Genomic DNA, 18,755 nt, shown 5'->3' with positions numbered 1-18,755 from the left:
GTTCGGCGTTTGCCAACCGCACGCGCAACTGCCGCGAAGTGTTGGGTTCAGTGCCGGTCGGTACCACTCGCCACACGCCGTACAATTGATTATGGCTATAGAGAATTAAGCCATTCGAAAAATGCGTCAGCAGTGCTTTGCCACGTGTTTCAAAAGCCGTAATGGTTTCACCCATTAGTGCCGGTTCGTAGGTTTTCAGTTCAGGAAAGGCAAACCACACATCAGTGAGTGGCCTGCCTTCCATCGCCGCTGCCAGTTGATCCGCCGCACGGCGGATCTCCGGTCCTTCAGGCATAACTTCTCCTGTTAATGCGTCGATCCACCGACCACGCGGATGTCATTTTCAGTGCTCAACATCACCTGCAACGAGGTTTCCAGCGCCAGGATCACGCTGGCCGTCGCCATACTGGCGACGCCGGGATGGTTCACCGCCTGTTCCGGCATATAGGGGATATGAATAAAGCCCCCGCGTGCCGGACTGTTGGTGGTCTTCAGCCAGTGCAACAGGCTGTACATCACGTGATTACAGGTAAATGTGCCGGCCGTTTGCGATACCGAGGCCGGCACACCCACTTCACGCAGTGCTGCAACCATCGCTTTAATCGGTAAAGTGGAAAAATAGGCGGCAGGTCCATCCATCACGATGGGCTGGTCGATCGGCTGCTGCTGATCGTTGTCGGGAATACGCGCATCATCTACGTTGATCGCCACACGTTCGACGGTGATATCAACACGCCCACCGGCCTGGCCCACGCACAATACTCGGTCAGGTTGAATCTCATCCAGCGCTTGCGTTAGCACCTTTCCGCAGGTGGCAAACACCACGGGTAGCTGGCGCACCACAATACGGGCTCCGGCAATCTCTTTACCGTCAAAACTGCGCACCGCTTCCCATGAAGGGTTAATGGTTTCGCCACCGAACGGCTCAAACGCCGTCATCAATACCGTTTTCATTGCGACCTCACAAGAACATCAGGAAGTAGAGCAGGAATACGTTTACCACCAACAGTAGCACACCGGTTGGCACCTGAGCCTTGATCACCCCGTTTCGATCCGGCAACTCCAGTAACCGCGCGGGTACGATGTTGAAGTTCGCCGCCATCGGCGTCATCAGGGTGCCGCAATAGCCAGAGAACATGCCAATTGCCGCCATGACCGCCGGATTGCCGCCGTGTTGCAGCACCAGAATAGGAATCCCAATGCCAGCCGTCACTATCGGGAAAGCGGCAAACGCATTGCCCATCACCATGGTTAACAGCGCCATGCCAATCGCATACACCGCAACCGCAATCAGGCGATTGTCCACTGCCAGATACTGTTCAGTCAGATGTGAAATCGCAGTGCCGACGCCCGCGCTGGTGAATAACAGACCGAGCGTGGCAAGAATTTGCGGCAGAATAAATGCCCACCCCACCGCATCCAGCAGGCGGCGAGTTTCCTGCATCGACTGCAGCGGCTTTTCATGGGTGATTTGCAGCGCGATGATCCAACCCAGCACGCAGCCGACCATCATTGAGAACAGGGTCACCAGCGTTGAATGATTACCCGGGCCAAACACAGCATCTTGCAAACCCGGAATATTGTTAAACGCCAGCACACCAATCACGGTGACCACCGGAATCGCCAGCGCGGGTAAAAACAGCTTATTACGCAGACGCTGTGCACTTTCGCGCTTCTGCTGATCGCTGCGCTGATGATAGCTGCCGAGACGCACGCCGCCGAAACCGGCAATTAACGCCATCAACACCACCGCAATGCCGACGCCAATGTGCAGCATGCGTTTACCCGCAGCGGTATCGCCTGCCCACCGCCCCATTAGTTGATAAGCACCATCACCAATCAGGAACATCAGGCCATACAGCGCCCAGAATAAACCGGTGGTAAAGCGTCTTGGGTTAGCCGCATCACGCCAGGAGAGAACGGCGACCACCAGCAGGATCCCCCCTGCCAGCCACATCAGATATTGTTGCTGAAACATTATTTCCCGCCTTTGGCGTGCAACGCCTGCTGATTAATGGCACCCAATTCACGCGCCAGCTGACGGTCAAGGCGCACCAGTCGCGCCGAATGGATCAGGAAGGCACAGAGTGCGGTGGGAATACCCCACAAAGCGATATGCAGCGGCTCGGTGCTAATGCCTGCCGACTCCTGCATAAAGTTGTGCATGAAGATAATCGCGCCGAATGCGACAAAGATATCTTCACCAAAGAACAGCCCGACGTTATCGGTGGCTGCCGACATGGCGCGCAAGCGATGGCGCACTTCATCGGGCACTTCACCATAGCGGTTTTCTGTGGCGCCTTCTGCCATCGGTGCCAGCAGTGGACGCACCATCTGCGGATGACCTCCGAGGCTGGTTAAACCGAGTGCTGCGGTGATTTCACGCACGAACAGATAGACAATCAGCAAACGGCCCGCCGTCGCGGTTTTGATCTGCGCGATCCAGCTTTGTGCGCGCTCCTTCAAACCGTGGCGCTCCAGCAAACCGATCACGGCCAGCGGCAGCAGCAAAATCAGCGGCAGGTTGCGGGTGTTCAGGAAGCCGGAACCAAGTTTCTCCAGAATATCGGCCAGCGGCAGATGCGCGGCCAGGCCGGTAACAAAACCGGCAACAATCACCACCAGCACCGGGTTAAAGCGCAACACGAATCCCAGAACGATGGCGGCAATGCCGAGTAACGGCCAGAGATTGACCACGTTATCCATGTTTTTCCCCTCATCAGAAATAAAAAGCCCGATACAGATCGGGCGAGTTGTTATTTGTTATGCGCTGGTCACAGTAATTTGATGGGTAGCAAAAGCCGCGCGCAACGTACGCGCAAATTGCAGCGCGTGTGCGCCATCACCATGTAAGCAGACGGTCTCGGCATTCACTTTCACCCACTCCCCGCTGATACTCTGCACCTGACGCTGCTGCACCATAGTGAGCGTTTGCGCCAGCGCCTGCTCGGCTTCTTCAATCATCGCGCCTGGCTGGCTGCGCGGCACCAGTGCGCCGGTTGCCAGATAGCCACGGTCGGCGAATACCTCTTCTCGCGTGCGCAAGCCATGATGCGCAGCCGCCTTGATGGAAGCACTGCCCGCCAGACCGACCAGAATCAATGCGGGATCCACCGCTTTCACCGCGCGGGCAATCGCATCGGCGAGCGTGGCATCCGCCGCGGCCTGGTTGTACAGCATACCGTGCGGCTTCACATGCACTAAACGCTCACCTTCACTTTCGGCGATGCTCTTTAATGCACCGATCTGATAGATCATCTGCGCATACACCGTTTCCGGCGGCAGCTGCATCGCGGTGCGACCAAAGTTCTCGCGATCCGGAAAGCTCGGGTGGGCGCCGATCGCCACACCTGAGGCTTTGGCCCAGCGCACCGATTGCAGCATGGTTTGCGCATCACCGGCGTGGAATCCACAGGCGATATTGGCCGAACTCACCAGCGTTAGCAGCTCCTGATCGCTGGCGCTGCCTTCACCCAGGTCAGCATTAAGATCAATCTTCATGTGCAAGCCCCCAGGCTATTTGGTCGAAGGAGCGTTGCTGATGTTGTTTCGCCAGAAGCGCTTCTTCTAGTGTGCAATGGATAAAGTGAATCGGCTCACCGAGGCGAATCTGCGCCAGTTGATACAGGTCAGCTTCGATAACACAGGCGATACGCGGATAGCCGCCCGTAGTTTGTGCATCGGCCATCAGCACAATCGGTTGGCCGTTAGGCGGCACCTGCACCACGCCGGGCACTAACCCATGTGACAACAAATCACGCGTGGCTTTACGCTGCAGTTGGCGGCCCTGCATGCGGTAACCCATACGATTACTCTGCGGACTCAGCTTCCACGGGCTGCGCCAGAAACCTTCCTGCGCTTCGCGCGTGAACTCGTTATACTCCGGGCCCGGTAAAGCGCGAATGCGGTTGCCCCACAACAACTGACGAACGCCCGCTTTGCCTTTGAAGGTGCGGGAGGGTTTGCCCAACGGCAGCTGATCGCCGTCCTGCAGCTTACGGCCCTGGAAACCGCCAAAAGCCGCTTTGAGATCGGTACTGTGTGAACCGAGCATCTCATCTATGGCGAAACCACCATTGACTGCCAGATAGCTACGCATACCGCGCACCGGCATCGCCAGTGATAAGACCTGGCCTTTTTTCACCGGTAAGCGCCAGCCAGTCCACACCGGTTTGCCATCGAGATCGGCATTACAACCTGCCCCAGTGAGTGCAAACCAGCCGTCACGTTTAAATTCCGCTTTAAACTGGCCAAGCACAATCTCTAATACCGCACTCTCTTCCGGGTTGCCCACCAGCATATTGGCGGTGCGCATTGAAGGTTGATCGAGAGCGCCGCTAACGCTGATGCCATATTGCCGCCAGCCGGTACGGCCCTGATCCTGAATCGAGGTCATCAATCCGGCGCGTAGAATGTTTAACATACGCCCTCCTGTTGCGGCACAAAGCGCACGCTGTCACCGGGGCGCAGCAGTGTCGGCGGGTGTTGTAAGGGGTCAAACAGGCTGACGGGCGTATGGCCAATTAGCTGCCAACCGCCAGGTGCGGCCAAGGGATAAATACCGGTCTGACTGCCACCGATGCCGACTGATCCACTGGGAACGATAACTCGCGGTTCAGCACGCCGCGGCGTGTGCAGACGTTCATCCAAGCCACCGAGATAGGGAAAACCAGGCTGGAAGCCGATGAAATAGACCACGTAATCAACACTGCTGTGCAGCTCGACGACCTGTTTTGGCGACAGGCTGGCGCCATCTGCCACCACTTGCAGATCGGGACCACCCGCACCGCCATACACCACCGGAATTTCCACCCGGCGCGATTCAGGAATCTGTTCTTCACTCTCTTCCCACCAGCGCTGTAAACGCTCGATGGCATCCAGTGCATTCAATTGCGGATCGCGCAGTAGCAGCGTCAGGTTATTCATCCCCGGAATCACTTCCTGAACCTGTTCATTGTGCTGCAGGCGCTGGCACAGTCCCCAGATGCGCTGCTGGCTGGCGAGTGAAACGGGGGGTTCCAGCTCCAGCACCACCGCTCGCTCACCCAGTAGATAACAACGTGCTCGTTGCAAAACCCACCTCCCGGTCATGATTAGCGCGGACAAAAAATGTCCACAAATCGCTTTGCTTATAATGAAAGTCAATAAGTTATGCGAAAGTGACAGAGATGTGTCAACAGATTTGCGTCCTTAACGTGGGTTAAGGACGCGAAGAGGAGAAATCAGGCAGGATTGTCGATATCAATAAAGGTTACGTCGAGGCCATAGCTCTGCGCCAGCCATTCGCCCAGCGCCTTGATACCAGCGCGCTCGGTGGCATGATGCCCGGCGGCGAAAAAGTGCAGGCCTTGTTCACGTGCGCTGTGAATGGTTTGCTCAGAAACTTCGCCCGTGATAAACGCATCTACACCAAAAGCAGCCGCGCTATCGATAAAGCCCTGTCCGCCACCACTGCACCAGGCGACGCGTTTGATCAGTGCCGGGGCATTATCACCACAGTGCAACGGTTTACGACCTAAACGTTCGGCGATTTTCGCCGCCAGCGCTTCACCGCTCAACGGTTCAGTCAATTCGCCCCACGGCACCAGCGGCTGAATTTCCCCTTTCACTTCAATACCAAACAACTTTGCCAGCTGTGCATTGTTGCCGAGCTGCGGATGGGCATCGAGCGGCAGGTGCCAGCCATACAGGTTGATATCATTGACCAGCAGCGTATGCAGACGCTGGCGTTTCATTCCTTTAATCAGCGGCGATTCGCTTTTCCAGAAATACCCATGATGGACCAGAACAGCGTCAGCATTGCGCTTGACCGCTTCATCCAGCAGCGCCTGACAGGCGGTCACGCCCGTGATGACAGTTTTCACTTCCGCGCGACCTTCCACCTGCAAACCATTGGGCGCATAGTCACTGAAGGCGCTGGTGTTCAGCTGCTGATTAACAATATGTTCTAACTCGACATGATTCATTTAGTAGGGCTCCCTGACCGCCTCAGGCCGCGCTGCGCGCGCGCTCAAAGGCGTCTAGTGTCTTTTTACGTGCGTCCTTATGTTCCACGATTGGCGCGGGATAATCGAGTTTCTTATTGTTTTTCTTCGCCCACACCTGCGGCTGATGAATGTCACTCTCCGGCACATCTTTCAATTCCGGTAGCCACTGGCGGATAAATTCGCCTTTCTCGTCAAAGCGTTCCCCCTGAGTCGTAGGATTGAATATGCGAAAGTACGGTGCCGCGTCGGTGCCCGTTGAGGCCGCCCACTGCCAGCCACCGTTGTTGGCCGCCAGATCGCCATCAATCAGTTGCTGCATGAAGTAGCGCTCACCGTCATGCCAGTCGATCAGCAGGTCTTTTACCAGAAAGCTGGCAACAATCATGCGCAGGCGATTGTGCATCCAGCCCAGTGTGTTGAGTTGGCGCATTGCCGCATCGACGATGGGATATCCCGTTTTGCCCTGCTGCCACGCAGTGAGATGCGCCTCGTTTTTCTGCCACTGTACGTTATGCGTCCACTCCACAAACGGCTGGTGCTTACACAACGCCGGAAAGGCCACCATCAGATGACGGTAAAACTCGCGCCAGATCAGTTCATTCAGCCAGGTAAAGGCTTTACCCTCGTTCAGTGCATCTGGGTGTTCTTTCAGAATACGATGCAAACATTGGCGCGGAGACAGCACCCCAATCGCCAGATAAGGCGATAAGCGGCTGGTGCCATCTAGTGCCGGTAAATCGCGCACGTCGGGATAGTGCTGCACCGATTGTTTGCCGAAATGGCGCAATTGCTTCAGCGCTGCCTCTTCCCCAGCGGGAAACAGCGATGCATCGAAATCTTCCTGCGGATAATCAAAAGCAGGGATTTTCTTACCCGCACTGATCGGCGCATCACGGCGCGCTTTCGGTGCATGATGACACTCCGGTAACCCCTGATGCAGTCGACGGACAAAGGCGCGGCTGAACGGTGTGAAGACTTTAAACATGGTGTGATTGCCGGTCTGCACGCTGCCAGGCGGCAATAACAGGCTGTCATCAAAGCCCTGACAAATTACGCCCTGGGCATCGAGACGCTTTTCGGCGGTCGCATCACGTTCGCGCTCATTAATTTCATACTGATAGTTGTAATACAACTCATCCACCTGATGCTGGTCGCAAAACGCACTCAGGTAATCCACAGAAGCAGCAAAGTCATCGCACTGATGGTAATGCAACGGAATACCGCGCTCGGCCAGTGAATCTTGCAACGCACACAGATTCTGATGAATAAAAGCCGCCTGCCTCGGTGCCATATGATGTTGCTGCCACTGTTTGGGCGTGGCAACAAACAGCGCCAGCACCCTGGCATGGCTGTCGCGGCAGGCAGCAGCCAGCGCAGTGTTGTCATTGATGCGCAGATCGTTACGCAACCAGACTAAGTGGGTGGTCATAATGCTCCGGGATTATTGTCCGTAGCGCAGACGCAGCGCTTCCGGGTAAGGATCAAAGTAACGTTGCTGCGCCAGCCACGGATGCGGGTACTCTGCCATGTAATGTTTCAGCATGGTGATGGGAACCAACAGTGGCTGGACGCCAGTGCGATAACGATCGATTAGCTGCGCCAGTTCCTGGCGCTGTGGTGAGGACAACTGCGGGCGGAAGTAGCCCTGTACATGCATCAGCACATTGGTGTGATTACGACGCGAAGCCTGGTGGGACATCAAATGCATCAGGCGAATCCGGTATTCATAGGCGTAATCATCCAATGAATCCCACTGCTCCATCGCGGCCACAAAGCGTCCCATCTCGCGATACTCATCCTGCGCATGAGACAGCAGCAGCAACTTGTATCGACTGTGGAAGGCGATCAGCTTGTGGCGGGTTAAACCGCTGCGCCACATTTCATTGAACTCATGCAGCGCATACACGCGGCCCATAAAGTTTTCGCGGATAGCATCATCATGCAAACGGCCATCTTCCTCTAAAGGCAGCCATGGCATCTCTTTTTGCAGAAAGGCAGTGAATACGCCGGTGCCCGCTTTGCGATTGTCATTGGTATCGGGCTGATAGACTCGCACGCGCTCAAGACCGCAGCTGGGTGATTTTGCGCAGAGAATATAGCCGCAAAGGTGATGCAGGGATTTCACGCGATCGGCCGACCAGCGCTCCATCTCATCGGTCACCTCTTGCCCGCCATCTTTACTGAAACAAAGATGGATTTGATCATCCGACTCTTTGACCAGACGCAGTGCGGGACGCGGCGTGGGCAAGCCAATTGCCATTTCCGGACACACCGGTTCAAAGCGGATAAAGGGCGTTAGTTCTTCAGTTGCAAAAGCGAAACGCTTGTGGCCACCGTCAAAACGGACCTTATCCCCGAGCAGGCAAGCGCTGATACCGACAGGAATTTTTTCGCTCATACTTGTACAACCTCCAAATTCTTGTAGAGGTTTAAGTGTAGCTGAAACGGCGAGGGAAAACAGCGGGTAACCGGGGAATACAGACAAAGTTTAGAATAAAAAAACCCGGCGCTTGATTGAAGCTGCCGGGTTCTAAAGGAGTCGTTGAAACGCTTACCAGTGGATGCTGCCTATCGCTTCTGTCTGCGCCAGCCAGACTGGCTTGGTGCTGGTCTTACACCAGACGCGGTGCAGATAGCTATAGAAACGGGCACGATCCTGGCGGAACAGCATGACGGGTAAGGCAAGTATGCCGACCAATACCGCCAGCGCACGGCGCAACACGATTTTATAGAGTGGATATGCCTGATACATGATTGCCTCCTGGGGTAATTTTCGCGTTGAAATGTGATCTGCTTCAGATATTACGCCTGATTGTGTAATTTTACTACTCATCCGACCACTAATTTTGGTCTTTTTTTGTGCTTTACGGCTTCAGCTGAAAGTAAGTTACATAATTGTAAACGTAGAGATCTCGCAAGGTTACAAACATCATGACGGACGCGGTGACCAATTCTTGATAAAGTGCCGTGTTAACTTTACCTGTGGCAGGAGTCAGCGTGACGACCATCTTGATTGTTGAAGATGAAAAAGAGATTCGCCGTTTCGTGCGCCTGGCGCTGGAAAGCGAAGGTCTGAAAATTGTGGAAGCGGAGCAATTACAGCGCGGGCTGATTGAAGCAGCGACACGAAAGCCGGATTTAGTGATCCTCGATCTTGGGCTGCCGGATGGTGACGGCAACGACTTTATCCGTGAAGTGCGCCAGTGGAGCAGCATGCCGGTGATTGTGCTATCTGCGCGCAGTGATGAGCAGGACAAAATCGATGCACTGGATGCCGGTGCAGATGATTATCTGACTAAGCCGTTTGGTATCGGCGAGTTACTGGCCCGCGTGCGCGTGGCGTTACGTCGCCATCAAAGCAGCCAGCCTGAGCCGATCGTGAAATTTGGGGAAGTGAGTGTCGATCTGGCTGCGCGCCGCGTGCTGCGTAACGAACAGGAAATTCACCTGACGCCCACCGAGTTTCGCCTGCTGAGTTTGTTGCTGAACAATGCCGGAAAAGTGCTGACGCAGCGTCAGTTGCTGAATCAGGTGTGGGGGCCGAATGCGGTGGAGCACAGCCACTATCTGCGCATTTATATGGGACATCTTCGTCAGAAGCTGGAAAGCAATCCCACCCAACCCAGCCATCTGCTGACCGAAACCGCTATCGGCTATCGGTTTATGCCATAAAAAAACGACCCATGTTGTCACGTGGGTCGTTCCATGGAAAACGCGTGAAAAGGCGCACATAGCGCGCCTCGACGTTTAATTACGCGTTTTTCAGCACTTCGCTGACAATCTCTACGGCTTCTTTCTCGATCTGCTGGCGATGCTCAGCGCCAAGGAAGCTTTCACAGTAGATTTTGTAAGCGTCTTCCGTGCCTGACGGACGCGCAGCAAACCAACCGTTTTCGGTCATCACTTTCAGACCACCGATTGACGCGCCGTTGCCCGGTGCTGCGGTCAGACGTGCAGTAATCGGATCGCCCGCCAGCGTGTCAGCACTCACCATTTCCGGCGAAAGCTTAGACAGTGCCGCTTTTTGCGCTGAGGTCGCCGGCGCCTGCAGACGGTTATAGCTTGGCGCGCCGAAGCGTGCTGCCAGTTCGTCATAGTGCTGCTGCGGGTTCTTGCCGGTCACCGCAGTGATTTCGGCTGCCAGCAGGCACAGGATGATACCGTCTTTATCGGTTGACCAGGCTGAGCCATCGAAGCGCAGGAAGGAAGCACCCGCGCTCTCTTCTCCGCCGAAACCGAAGCTGCCATCAAACAGGCCATCAACAAACCATTTGAAGCCGACTGGCACTTCAACCAGCTTGCGACCAATGTCATTGACCACACGGTCAATCATTGCGCTGGAGACCAGGGTTTTACCCACCGCCACATCTTTGCCCCACTGCGGGCGATGCTGGAACAGGTAATTAATCGCCACGGCCAGATAGTGGTTCGGGTTCATCAGGCCAGCAGGCGTGACGATGCCATGACGGTCGTAATCCGGGTCGTTACCGAACGCCAGATCGAACTTATCTTTGTACGCCAGCAGACCCGCCATCGCGCACTCAGACGAACAGTCCATACGCACCACGCCATCTTTATCCAGATGCATGAAGCGGAAAGTCTGATCGACCGCATCATTAACAATGGTCAGATCCAACTTATAGTGCTCAGCAATACGCTGCCAGTAAGCGATACCGGAGCCACCTAATGGATCAACGCCGATTTTCAGGCCCGCTTTCTGGATTGCCGGGAAGTCAATGACTTCAGCCAGACCTTCAACATAGGGCTGAATCAGATCCTGCTCAACGATATGGCCGCTTGCCCAGGCCTGATCCAGCGGCAGACGTTTCACGTCTTTCAGTTCGCCTTTGATCAGCTGGTTAGCGCGATCTTCCACCACCTTGGTGACATTGGTATCAGCCGGACCGCCGTTTGGCGGGTTGTACTTGATGCCACCATCTTCTGGCGGGTTGTGTGAAGGCGTGATGACGATACCGTCCGCCTGCGCGCCACCGCGTTTGTTGTGTTCCAGAATGGCGTTGGAGATCGCCGGCGTTGGCGTGTAGCCATTATCCTGCTGCACGATCACATCCACACCGTTCGCCGCCAGCACTTCCAGCACCGACAGAATCGCCGGCTCAGACAGTGCGTGAGTATCTTTACCCACGTAGCACGGACCGGTGATGCCATTCTTTTTGCGCTCTTCTGCGATGGCTTGCGCAATCGCCAGAATGTGCACTTCATTGAAGCTTTGGCGTCCCGCGCTGCCGCGGTGGCCAGAAGTGCCAAATTTCACCGCATGGTCCGGGTTAGCCGCATCGGGCTTCAGGACGTAATACTGCGAGGTTAATTGTGCAACGTTAATCAAATCGCTCTGCTGGGCAGGCTGCCCGGCACGGGGGTGATTGGCCATTGGCGCTTCTCCCTGACGCTTCAGTTTAAATGGTGCCGCGAACTTTCTCTGTCAGTTCCTGAGGGAACTGCATCGCCAGCATGATGTGTTCCACCATGCTGCATTTGCGGCCTGTATTGGTATTGGTGATCACCCAGTACGGTGTGCCAGGAACGTGCTTCGGCTTAGTATGGGTGCCATTTTGCAGCAGCGTATGCTCGTCACCCGCAAAATAGACGCGAGTGCGGCCCTGCAGCGAGGCAGTCGCATCAGCAAAGGCTGCTGGATCAAGACGATAGAGCGTTGACAGTACCAGCATAAAGCGATTAACCGCCTTATTCTGCTCAGCATACTGATCAGAGAGCAGCAGTTCACGCACGGCGCGTACGCGATCCTGAGGACGCGCTTCGCTGCGCACTGGCTGCGCTTCCTTGACCGAAGCCGAAGCCGCAGCGACAGGTGCAGTCGGTGCGGTCTGGCCCGCGGTAAACTTCAGCATGCGGCGCAAAATATCCGAGGCGCTTTCACCAATGTGCTGCGTGTGGCTGGCAATATAACGGTAGAGTTCTTCGTCAACTTCAATCGTTTTCATCTTATTCCGTACAATTCTGGCAAATGACAGAACCACGCTTTATTGCAACGGCCTTAGCAAAATCGAGCTGTGCAAAACGTGAGCGGGCTCTAACATAAGGATTATAAAGTTAAATCCGTGGCAGCCGATAGCGCTGGCGTCGTTTCAGGGCAAAAGTCGGAATATGCCCTAATGCCTGGCCGGCTGGCTCCTGGACAGGTGAATCCATGATACCCTAAGCCAAGGTCACAACCGTAAGAACTTTAGCCATGATTTTGAACGCCCGTCTGCAAACTGAACAATCTCCCCCTGAAGCGTCCCCGATTCTGTTAATTCATGGCCTGTTTGGCAGCCTGGATAACCTTGGCGTGCTGGCACGCGGCGTACGGGATGCTCGCCCCACGTTACAAGTGGACGTACGCAACCATGGTTTATCTGAGCGCAGTGAGGTGATGAATTATCACGCCATGGCGCAAGATATCGTGGAGACGCTGGATGCACACCAGATTGAACGCGCTGGCGTGATAGGCCACTCGATGGGCGGTAAGATCGCCATGGCACTGAGTGCCGTGGCCCCCGAACGTATTGAGAAGATGGTGCTGATCGATATCGCGCCCGTGGATTACCAAACCCGCCGCCACGATGAAATCTTTGCCGGTATTCGCGCCGTCACCGCCGCGGGTGTGACGCGTCGCAGTGAAGCGGCCGAGGTGATGCGCCAACATGTCGCCGAAGAGGGGGTGATTCAGTTTATCCTCAAGTCCTTTGTCGAGGGCGAATGGCGCTTTAACGTGCCGGTGTTGTGGGACAACTACACCACGATTTCTGGCTGGGAAGAAGTTCCCGCCTGGCCACATCCCGCATTGTTTATTCGCGGTGGCGATTCTCCTTACCTCGACAATCAGCACCGCGATGCACTGCTGCGTCAGTTCCCGCAGGCACACGCACACGTGATTAGCGGGGCCGGTCATTGGGTCCATGCCGAAAAACCTGATGCGGTTTTGCGCGCAGTTCGTCGTTTTTTTAACCTGTAAAAGCAAAAGCTTGCCGTATGCGGTTTAGGGTTGGCGTCGCGGATGGCGCTGGAGTATGATGTCGCGCTAAAAATTTGCCGCGGATGATTTTTTCGCCGCGGTCGGGCCGATAATGTATAAATCGCGCAGCGCCTTTCCGCCGTTCGCGCCCACTCAGTTTCACAAATCATGGCAAAAGAACAGACTGACCGTACCACGCTTGATCTTTTTGCAGACGAGCGGCGTCCTGGTCGACCCAAAACCAGCCTGCTGACACGTGACGAACAGTTGCGTATCAACAAACGTAACCAGCTCAAGCGCGATAAAGTGCGAGGGCTGCGTCGTGTTGAGCTGAAAATGTCCAGCGAGGCGGTAGACGCTTTGAACACGCTGGCCGAGCAACAAAATATCAGCCGCAGCGAATTGATTGAACAAATGCTGCTGGCGCAACTCAAACTGTCTTAGCGCGCTGACCGCACGCAGGAACACAAAGTTCAGGCTTTACTCGTTCCGCCCTTTTCAACGGTCTGCTATCATTCGCTAACATGTGCAGTCAATTGACTTACTTTCACAATCAGGCTTTAAGAGGTTACTTAACCCATGGCAATCGTAGGCATTTTCTTCGGCAGCGATACCGGCAACACTGAAAACATTGCAAAAATGATCCAGAAACAACTGGGTAAAGATGTCGCCGAAGTGCATGACATTGCTAAGAGCACCAAAGAAGATCTCGCAGCGTTCGACATCCTGCTGCTGGGCATTCCTACCTGGTATTACGGCGAAGCACAGTGTGACTGGGATGACTTCTTCCCTACGCTGGAAGAGATCGACTTTAATGGCAAACTGGTGGCGCTGTTTGGTTGTGGCGACCAGGAAGACTACGCAGAATATTTCTGTGATGCGATGGGCACGATTCGCGACATCATTGAGCCAAATGGCGCGGTGATTGTGGGCCACTGGCCGACTGAGGGCTATCATTTTGAAGCCTCAAAAGGTCTGGCCGATGACAAACACTTCCTCGGCCTGGCAATTGACGAAGACCGTCAACCTGAGCTGACCAACGAACGTGTTGATGCCTGGGTGAAACAGATTTTTGATGAGCTGCAGTTAAAAGAGATCATCGAAGCCTGATGTCTCGCCTCCCCAATGTGAGCGCTGGCTCACATTGGGACAAAGGAATTTCCTATAAAAATAATAGCTACGGTTTTTTAACTTTTCCCCGCAAATCTGTAGAATACCCGCAATGGTCATCCGCTTATTCCTCTGATTGTTGACTGAGGCTGAGTGAAATGGAAACCCAAACCACACCGTTCCGCGCTGACGTAGGCGATGTTTATCCTTACGACTTTTGTTGATTTGCGCGATACCCCGGTTTTCATTTCACTGCTTGAGTTCTATAATGAGACGCAAATGAGAATACGTGTGACCTAAACATTCAAGGCCCCTGCGCCGTAAGTGACATGCAAAGTAACAGGACAATATCCGAATGACTGACAACAACTCCGCATTGAAGAAGGCTGGCCTGAAAGTCACTCTGCCAAGATTGAAAATTTTGGAAGTGCTTCAGGGACCGGGCCCCGAGTCCCATCACGTCAGTGCGGAAGATTTGTATAAGCGCCTGATCGATATGGGCGAAGAGATTGGCCTGGCAACGGTATATCGCGTTCTTAACCAGTTTGATGACGCGGGTATCGTCACCCGTCATAACTTCGAAGGCGGCAAATCCGTATTCGAACTGACTCAGCAGCATCACCATGACCACTTGATCTGCCTGGATTGTGGCAAAGTGATCGAATTCAGCGATGAATCAATCGAAACGCGTCAGCGTGAGATTGCCACTCGCCATGGCATTAAACTCAGTAACCACAGCCTGTACTTGTACGGCCACTGTGCACTGGGAGACTGCCGCGAAGACGAGACGCTCCACGATAAGTAATTGAGTGTGCTATGCAATATAAAAAAACCGGTGCTGGTCACCGGTTTTTTTATGCCTGTTATCAAGCGATAAAGGTCTCGTGGAGGTAGCGCCAGCGAGGAATGGTGGTGCTGCAATCCAGCACAGCCAAAGAGATGCGCGTTTGATGGGTGCCGTTCAACATCTGCAGTTCACGATACTGAATCGTCACTTCCTGGCTCTGTTGAGAAATGATGGCATGCTCACTGGTGGCAATGCGCAGCCCTTCCCGCTGACCGTGCAGTTTGCGAAACAGCACTTCGGTCTCATTCAGATCCAGCTGCTTACCCAGCGGCGTCACCATTTTGAAATCCGGGTGAAAGTGTGACAAAAGCAGTTCCATGCTGTCATCACTGCCTTCTACCTGGTTAAAAACACGTTCAATAAGCTGATGTAATACCACCACACTATGCTTAGCTTCCAGGGCGAGACTTGTCATTTTTTTTCCTTTGATAACCCGCAGAGCTCTATTTAGAGCGCATAGCCTACCTGAAATACAATTTTTCACACTCGCAAATGGGTTAATTTTGCTAAAGTCAGAATTGTCGCAAAATAGACAACAAGCTCAGCTTGCCGCCTTCAGCATAATTGATTGCCCGTGGCGAATTACAGGCAATAAAAAAGGGCGATTGCTCGCCCTTTCATGATCATATTGTGCTATCGACGAAAGATATTACTCGCCAATCTTCGCGAAGGTATCGCGCAGTCCAACCGTGCGGTTAAACACCAATTTACCCGGCTGTGAGTAGACGCTATCGGCACAGAAATAACCTTCACGTTCAAACTGATAAGCTGCGGTAGTGGCCGCTTCACGCAAACCAGACTCCACGAAGCCCTGTTTGATCTCCAGCGAGTTCGGGTTAATGGTGGTGAGGAAATCCTCAGCCGCCGCGGGGTTTGGCACGCTGAACAGACGGTCGTAAAGACGGAACTCAGCTGGCAGTCCATGAATGGCGGAAACCCAGTGGATCACACCTTTCACTTTGCGACCATCCGCCGGATCCTTGCTCAGGGTGTCAACATCACAAGTGGCATAGATGCAGGTAATGTTACCCTCTTCGTCTTTCGCCACACGCTCAGCACGAATCACATAAGCATTGCGCAGACGCACTTCTTTGCCCAGAACCAAACGTTTGTACTGTTTGTTGGCTTCTTCACGGAAGTCAGCGCGATCGATCCACACTTCACGGCTGAACGACACTTCACGCGTGCCCATCTCCGGCTTGTTTGGATGATTAGGCATGGTCAGCGTTTCTTCGTGGCCGGCGGGCAGGTTTTCGATCACCACTTTCAACGGGTCAAGTACCGCCATCGCGCGTGGTGCGTTCTCATTGAGATCGTCACGAATACAGGATTCCAGCGACGCCATCTCAACGATATTGTCCTGTTTAGTCACGCCGATGCGGCGGCAGAATTCACGAATCGAGGCCGCGCTGTAACCACGACGGCGCAGACCTGAAACGGTCAGCATGCGGGGATCATCCCAGCCTTCCACCACTTTCTCGGTGACCAACTGCGTCAGCTTGCGCTTCGACATCACCGCGTATTCCAGATTCAGCCGCGAGAATTCGTACTGGCGCGGATGCTGCGGAATGGTGATGTTGTCCAGCACCCAATCGTAAAGGCGACGGTTGTCCTGGAACTCCAGCGTACACAATGAGTGCGTAATACCTTCGATCGCATCCGAAATGCAGTGTGTGAAGTCGTACATCGGGTAGATGCACCACTTGCTGCCGGTCTGATGGTGATCGGCAAACTTAATGCGGTACAGCACCGGATCGCGCATCACAATGAAGCTCGATGCCATGTCGATTTTGGCACGCAGACAAGCTTTACCTTCCTCGAAACCGCCATCACGCATTTTCTGGAACAGCGCAAGGTTCTCTTCCACGCTGCGGTCGCGGTACGGGCTGTTTTTACCCGGCGCAGTCAGGGTGCCGCGATATTCACGGATCTCTTCCGCAGACAACTCATCAACGTAAGCCAGACCTTTATTGATCAGCTCAACGGCGTAGTTAAACAGTTGGTCGAAATAGTCTGAGGAGTAACGAATGTTGCCGCTCCACTCAAAGCCCAGCCATTGCACGTCACGCTTGATGGATTCAACGAACTCCAGGTCTTCTTTCACCGGGTTAGTATCGTCAAAACGCAGGTTGCACTGTCCTTGATAATCTTGGGCGATACCAAAGTTCAGGCAGATAGATTTCGCATGGCCAATATGCAGATAACCATTGGGCTCAGGCGGGAAACGGGTATGCACACTGCTGTGCTTACCGCTCGCCAAGTCTTCGTCGATGATCTGACGAATAAAGTTCGTTGGGCGGGCTTCAGCCTCACTCATCTCAAAATCCTCAAAACAATAGCGGGTGATTTGTACCACGAAGTAACGGAGTATGATCCACAAAGCGCAGGAGGGAAACAACCGTTTGTTGGTCGTTTTAAAACAAAAAAGGCAGGAATTGCTTCCTGCCTTCTGGCTAAATCACAAGGACTTAGTTTTTCACTTCATACAACGGTGTCACACCTGCAACCACTGAACCGCTGGCCAGCAGATTCAGTCCGGCGAAATCATCGCTGTTGCTGACCACCACCGGGCTAATCATTGAGCGCGCGTTGGCGTTGAGGAAGTCCAGATCCATCTCCAGAATCGGCTGACCGGCAGTGACGGTTGCTCCCTCTTCTACCAGACGGGTGAAGCCTTTTCCTTCCAGCGCCACGGTGTCCAGGCCCATGTGCACCACGATCTCAACGCCGTTAGCGGCTTCCAGACAGAACGCATGGTTGGTGTTGAAGATTTTCACCACGGTACCGGCGATCGGAGCCACCACCGTTTTGTCGGTTGGCTTGATTGCCAGACCATCGCCCACCGCTTTGCTGGCGAACGCCTCATCCGGCACCGCGTCGAGCGCGACAATCTCACCGGTCACCGGTGCCACCAGCGTAGCAATCACGGCTTTTTCGGTGTTCAGCACGGCTTGAGGTTTTGCCGCAACAGGCGCTGCTGCTGCAGGAGCGGAAGCCGCAGCAACCGGGCCTTTGCTCAATACCGTTTTCATTGCGGAGGCGATGCTTTCAGCCTGCGTGCCGACAATCACCTGCACGCTCTGCTTGTTCAAACGAATCACACCAGACGCACCCAAACGTTTCGCCACGCCTTCATTCACCTGGGCTGAGTCTTTGACGTTCAGACGCAGACGAGTAATGCAGGCATCGATGTTGGTCAGGTTGTCTGAACCGCCGATGGCGGCAATGTAACGACGTGCCAGTGATTCGGTCTGGCTTTCACCGTTACCGCTGTGATCAACGTTGACGTCGTAGCCGTCAGTTTCATCGCCCGCAGACAATTCACGACCCGGCGTCATCAGATTGAATTTCTGAATAGTGAAACGGAATACCACATAGTAGATGGCGAAGAACACCAGACCTTGTGGAATCAGCATCCACCAATTCACCGCCAGCGGGTTACGCGTTGACAGCACCATATCCACCAAACCGGCACTGAAGCCGAAGCCTGCAATCCAGTGCATGCTCGCAGCAATAAATACCGAGATACCGGTCAATACGGCATGGATCACATACAACACCGGTGCCACGAACATGAAGGAGAATTCCAGCGGTTCAGTGATCCCCGTGAAGAAGGCCGCGAAGGCCGCAGCCAGCATGATACCGCCGACTTTCGCGCGGTTTTCTGGACGTGCGCAGTGGAAGATAGCCAATGCTGCACCCGGCAAGCCAAACATCATGATCGGGAAGAAGCCCGCCTGATAGCGACCGGTGATGCCCGGGATACCCGTGCCATTCGCGATTGATTGTGCACCGCCAAGGAACTTAGGAATATCGTTAATGCCTGCCACGTCAA

21 protein-coding genes are annotated in these 18,755 nt (G+C 54.3%); 5 read left to right on the top strand and 16 right to left on the bottom strand.

All coding sequences use genetic code 11. The features are described 5' to 3' along the window. From H7A81_RS17165 to H7A81_RS17115, 11 genes are all read right to left on the bottom strand, one after another. The coding region (locus tag H7A81_RS17165) for a DNA-formamidopyrimidine glycosylase family protein (protein ID WP_304622190.1) at window positions 1–295 on the bottom strand (295 nt) is incomplete at its 3' end. Between the two features lie 11 nt (window positions 296–306). Further along, complete coding sequence (gene pcp / locus H7A81_RS17160) at window positions 307–954, bottom strand: pyroglutamyl-peptidase I (RefSeq protein WP_058962137.1); 648 nt, start codon at window positions 952–954, stop codon at window positions 307–309. A gap of 7 nt (window positions 955–961) precedes the next feature. Beyond that, window positions 962–1,978, bottom strand: a complete 1,017-nt coding sequence (locus tag H7A81_RS17155) for a DUF979 domain-containing protein (protein WP_182058149.1) — start codon at window positions 1,976–1,978, stop codon at window positions 962–964. Then, window positions 1,978–2,706 carry a DUF969 domain-containing protein gene (locus tag H7A81_RS17150; protein WP_034829137.1) on the bottom strand — a complete coding sequence of 243 codons (729 nt, stop codon included), beginning with the start codon at window positions 2,704–2,706 and terminating at the stop codon, window positions 1,978–1,980. The genes H7A81_RS17155 and H7A81_RS17150 overlap by 1 nt, the downstream gene beginning before the upstream one ends. Window positions 2,707–2,763: 57 nt before the next feature. Next, complete coding sequence (gene pxpA / locus H7A81_RS17145; RefSeq protein WP_058962139.1) at window positions 2,764–3,501, bottom strand: 5-oxoprolinase subunit PxpA; 738 nt, start codon at window positions 3,499–3,501, stop codon at window positions 2,764–2,766. After that, the gene (pxpC, locus tag H7A81_RS17140; RefSeq protein WP_038648230.1) at window positions 3,491–4,423 is read right to left on the bottom strand and encodes a 5-oxoprolinase subunit PxpC; all 933 of its coding nucleotides are present in this window, start codon (window positions 4,421–4,423) and stop codon (window positions 3,491–3,493) included. Before pxpC ends, pxpA begins: the two co-directional genes overlap by 11 nt. Next, entirely contained in the window at window positions 4,417–5,073 is a 657-nt protein-coding gene (gene pxpB / locus H7A81_RS17135; RefSeq protein WP_166933029.1) for a 5-oxoprolinase subunit PxpB, read from the bottom strand. Before pxpB ends, pxpC begins: the two co-directional genes overlap by 7 nt. A gap of 149 nt (window positions 5,074–5,222) precedes the next feature. After that, the gene (locus H7A81_RS17130) at window positions 5,223–5,966 is read right to left on the bottom strand and encodes a type 2 GTP cyclohydrolase I (protein WP_182058148.1); all 744 of its coding nucleotides are present in this window, start codon (window positions 5,964–5,966) and stop codon (window positions 5,223–5,225) included. 22 nt (window positions 5,967–5,988) lie between these two features. After that, complete coding sequence (gene phrB / locus H7A81_RS17125; protein WP_182058147.1) at window positions 5,989–7,416, bottom strand: deoxyribodipyrimidine photo-lyase; 1,428 nt, start codon at window positions 7,414–7,416, stop codon at window positions 5,989–5,991. 12 nt (window positions 7,417–7,428) lie between these two features. Next, window positions 7,429–8,385, bottom strand: a complete 957-nt coding sequence (locus tag H7A81_RS17120; RefSeq protein ID WP_034829125.1) for a 2-thiouracil desulfurase family protein — start codon at window positions 8,383–8,385, stop codon at window positions 7,429–7,431. A gap of 153 nt (window positions 8,386–8,538) precedes the next feature. Beyond that, complete coding sequence (locus H7A81_RS17115) at window positions 8,539–8,739, bottom strand: YbfA family protein (protein WP_182058146.1); 201 nt, start codon at window positions 8,737–8,739, stop codon at window positions 8,539–8,541. A 245-nt stretch (window positions 8,740–8,984) separates the two neighbouring features. On the opposite strand from H7A81_RS17115, the gene kdpE reads away from it, so the two are divergent. Next, window positions 8,985–9,659, top strand: coding sequence for a two-component system response regulator KdpE (kdpE, locus tag H7A81_RS17110; RefSeq protein WP_182058145.1), 675 nt, complete (start codon window positions 8,985–8,987; stop codon window positions 9,657–9,659). Between the two features lie 79 nt (window positions 9,660–9,738). On the opposite strand, the gene pgm is transcribed toward kdpE, so the two are convergent. Both pgm and seqA read right to left on the bottom strand, forming a co-directional pair. Next, window positions 9,739–11,379, bottom strand: a complete 1,641-nt coding sequence (gene pgm, locus H7A81_RS17105; protein WP_034829119.1) for a phosphoglucomutase (alpha-D-glucose-1,6-bisphosphate-dependent) — start codon at window positions 11,377–11,379, stop codon at window positions 9,739–9,741. Between the two features lie 25 nt (window positions 11,380–11,404). Beyond that, window positions 11,405–11,950, bottom strand: a complete 546-nt coding sequence (seqA, locus tag H7A81_RS17100) for a replication initiation negative regulator SeqA (RefSeq protein ID WP_166933023.1) — start codon at window positions 11,948–11,950, stop codon at window positions 11,405–11,407. Between the two features lie 248 nt (window positions 11,951–12,198). Between seqA and ybfF the strand changes: the two genes are divergently transcribed. From ybfF to fur, 4 genes are all read left to right on the top strand, one after another. Then, window positions 12,199–12,963, top strand: coding sequence for an esterase (gene ybfF / locus H7A81_RS17095; RefSeq protein ID WP_166933021.1), 765 nt, complete (start codon window positions 12,199–12,201; stop codon window positions 12,961–12,963). A 168-nt stretch (window positions 12,964–13,131) separates the two neighbouring features. Continuing rightward, the gene (gene ybfE, locus H7A81_RS17090) at window positions 13,132–13,407 is read left to right on the top strand and encodes a LexA regulated protein (protein WP_034829114.1); all 276 of its coding nucleotides are present in this window, start codon (window positions 13,132–13,134) and stop codon (window positions 13,405–13,407) included. A 135-nt stretch (window positions 13,408–13,542) separates the two neighbouring features. Continuing rightward, the gene (gene fldA / locus H7A81_RS17085) at window positions 13,543–14,073 is read left to right on the top strand and encodes a flavodoxin FldA (RefSeq protein ID WP_034829111.1); all 531 of its coding nucleotides are present in this window, start codon (window positions 13,543–13,545) and stop codon (window positions 14,071–14,073) included. A 355-nt stretch (window positions 14,074–14,428) separates the two neighbouring features. After that, window positions 14,429–14,878 (top strand): ferric iron uptake transcriptional regulator, encoded by a 450-nt coding sequence (gene fur / locus H7A81_RS17080; protein ID WP_058962149.1) that lies wholly within the window; start codon window positions 14,429–14,431, stop codon window positions 14,876–14,878. A 61-nt stretch (window positions 14,879–14,939) separates the two neighbouring features. On the opposite strand, the gene H7A81_RS17075 is transcribed toward fur, so the two are convergent. The 3 genes from H7A81_RS17075 to H7A81_RS17065 all read right to left on the bottom strand — a co-directional run. Beyond that, a complete protein-coding gene (locus H7A81_RS17075) occupies window positions 14,940–15,335 on the bottom strand; it encodes a hypothetical protein (protein ID WP_038648263.1) in 396 nt (131 codons plus the stop codon). 234 nt (window positions 15,336–15,569) lie between these two features. Then, window positions 15,570–17,237, bottom strand: coding sequence for a glutamine--tRNA ligase (gene glnS / locus H7A81_RS17070; protein WP_038648266.1), 1,668 nt, complete (start codon window positions 17,235–17,237; stop codon window positions 15,570–15,572). Window positions 17,238–17,388: 151 nt separating this feature from the next. Then, the coding region (locus H7A81_RS17065; protein WP_182058143.1) for a glucose PTS transporter subunit IIA at window positions 17,389–18,755 on the bottom strand (1,367 nt) is incomplete at its 5' end.

Origin of the sequence: Pantoea sp. ME81 (genome assembly GCF_903970985.1) — a bacterium.
In the GTDB taxonomy this organism is placed as follows: Bacteria; Pseudomonadota; Gammaproteobacteria; order Enterobacterales; family Enterobacteriaceae; genus Pantoea; species Pantoea communis.
The sequence above is the reverse complement of the archived record's forward strand: the minus strand, read 5'-3'. Positions and strand labels throughout refer to the sequence as shown.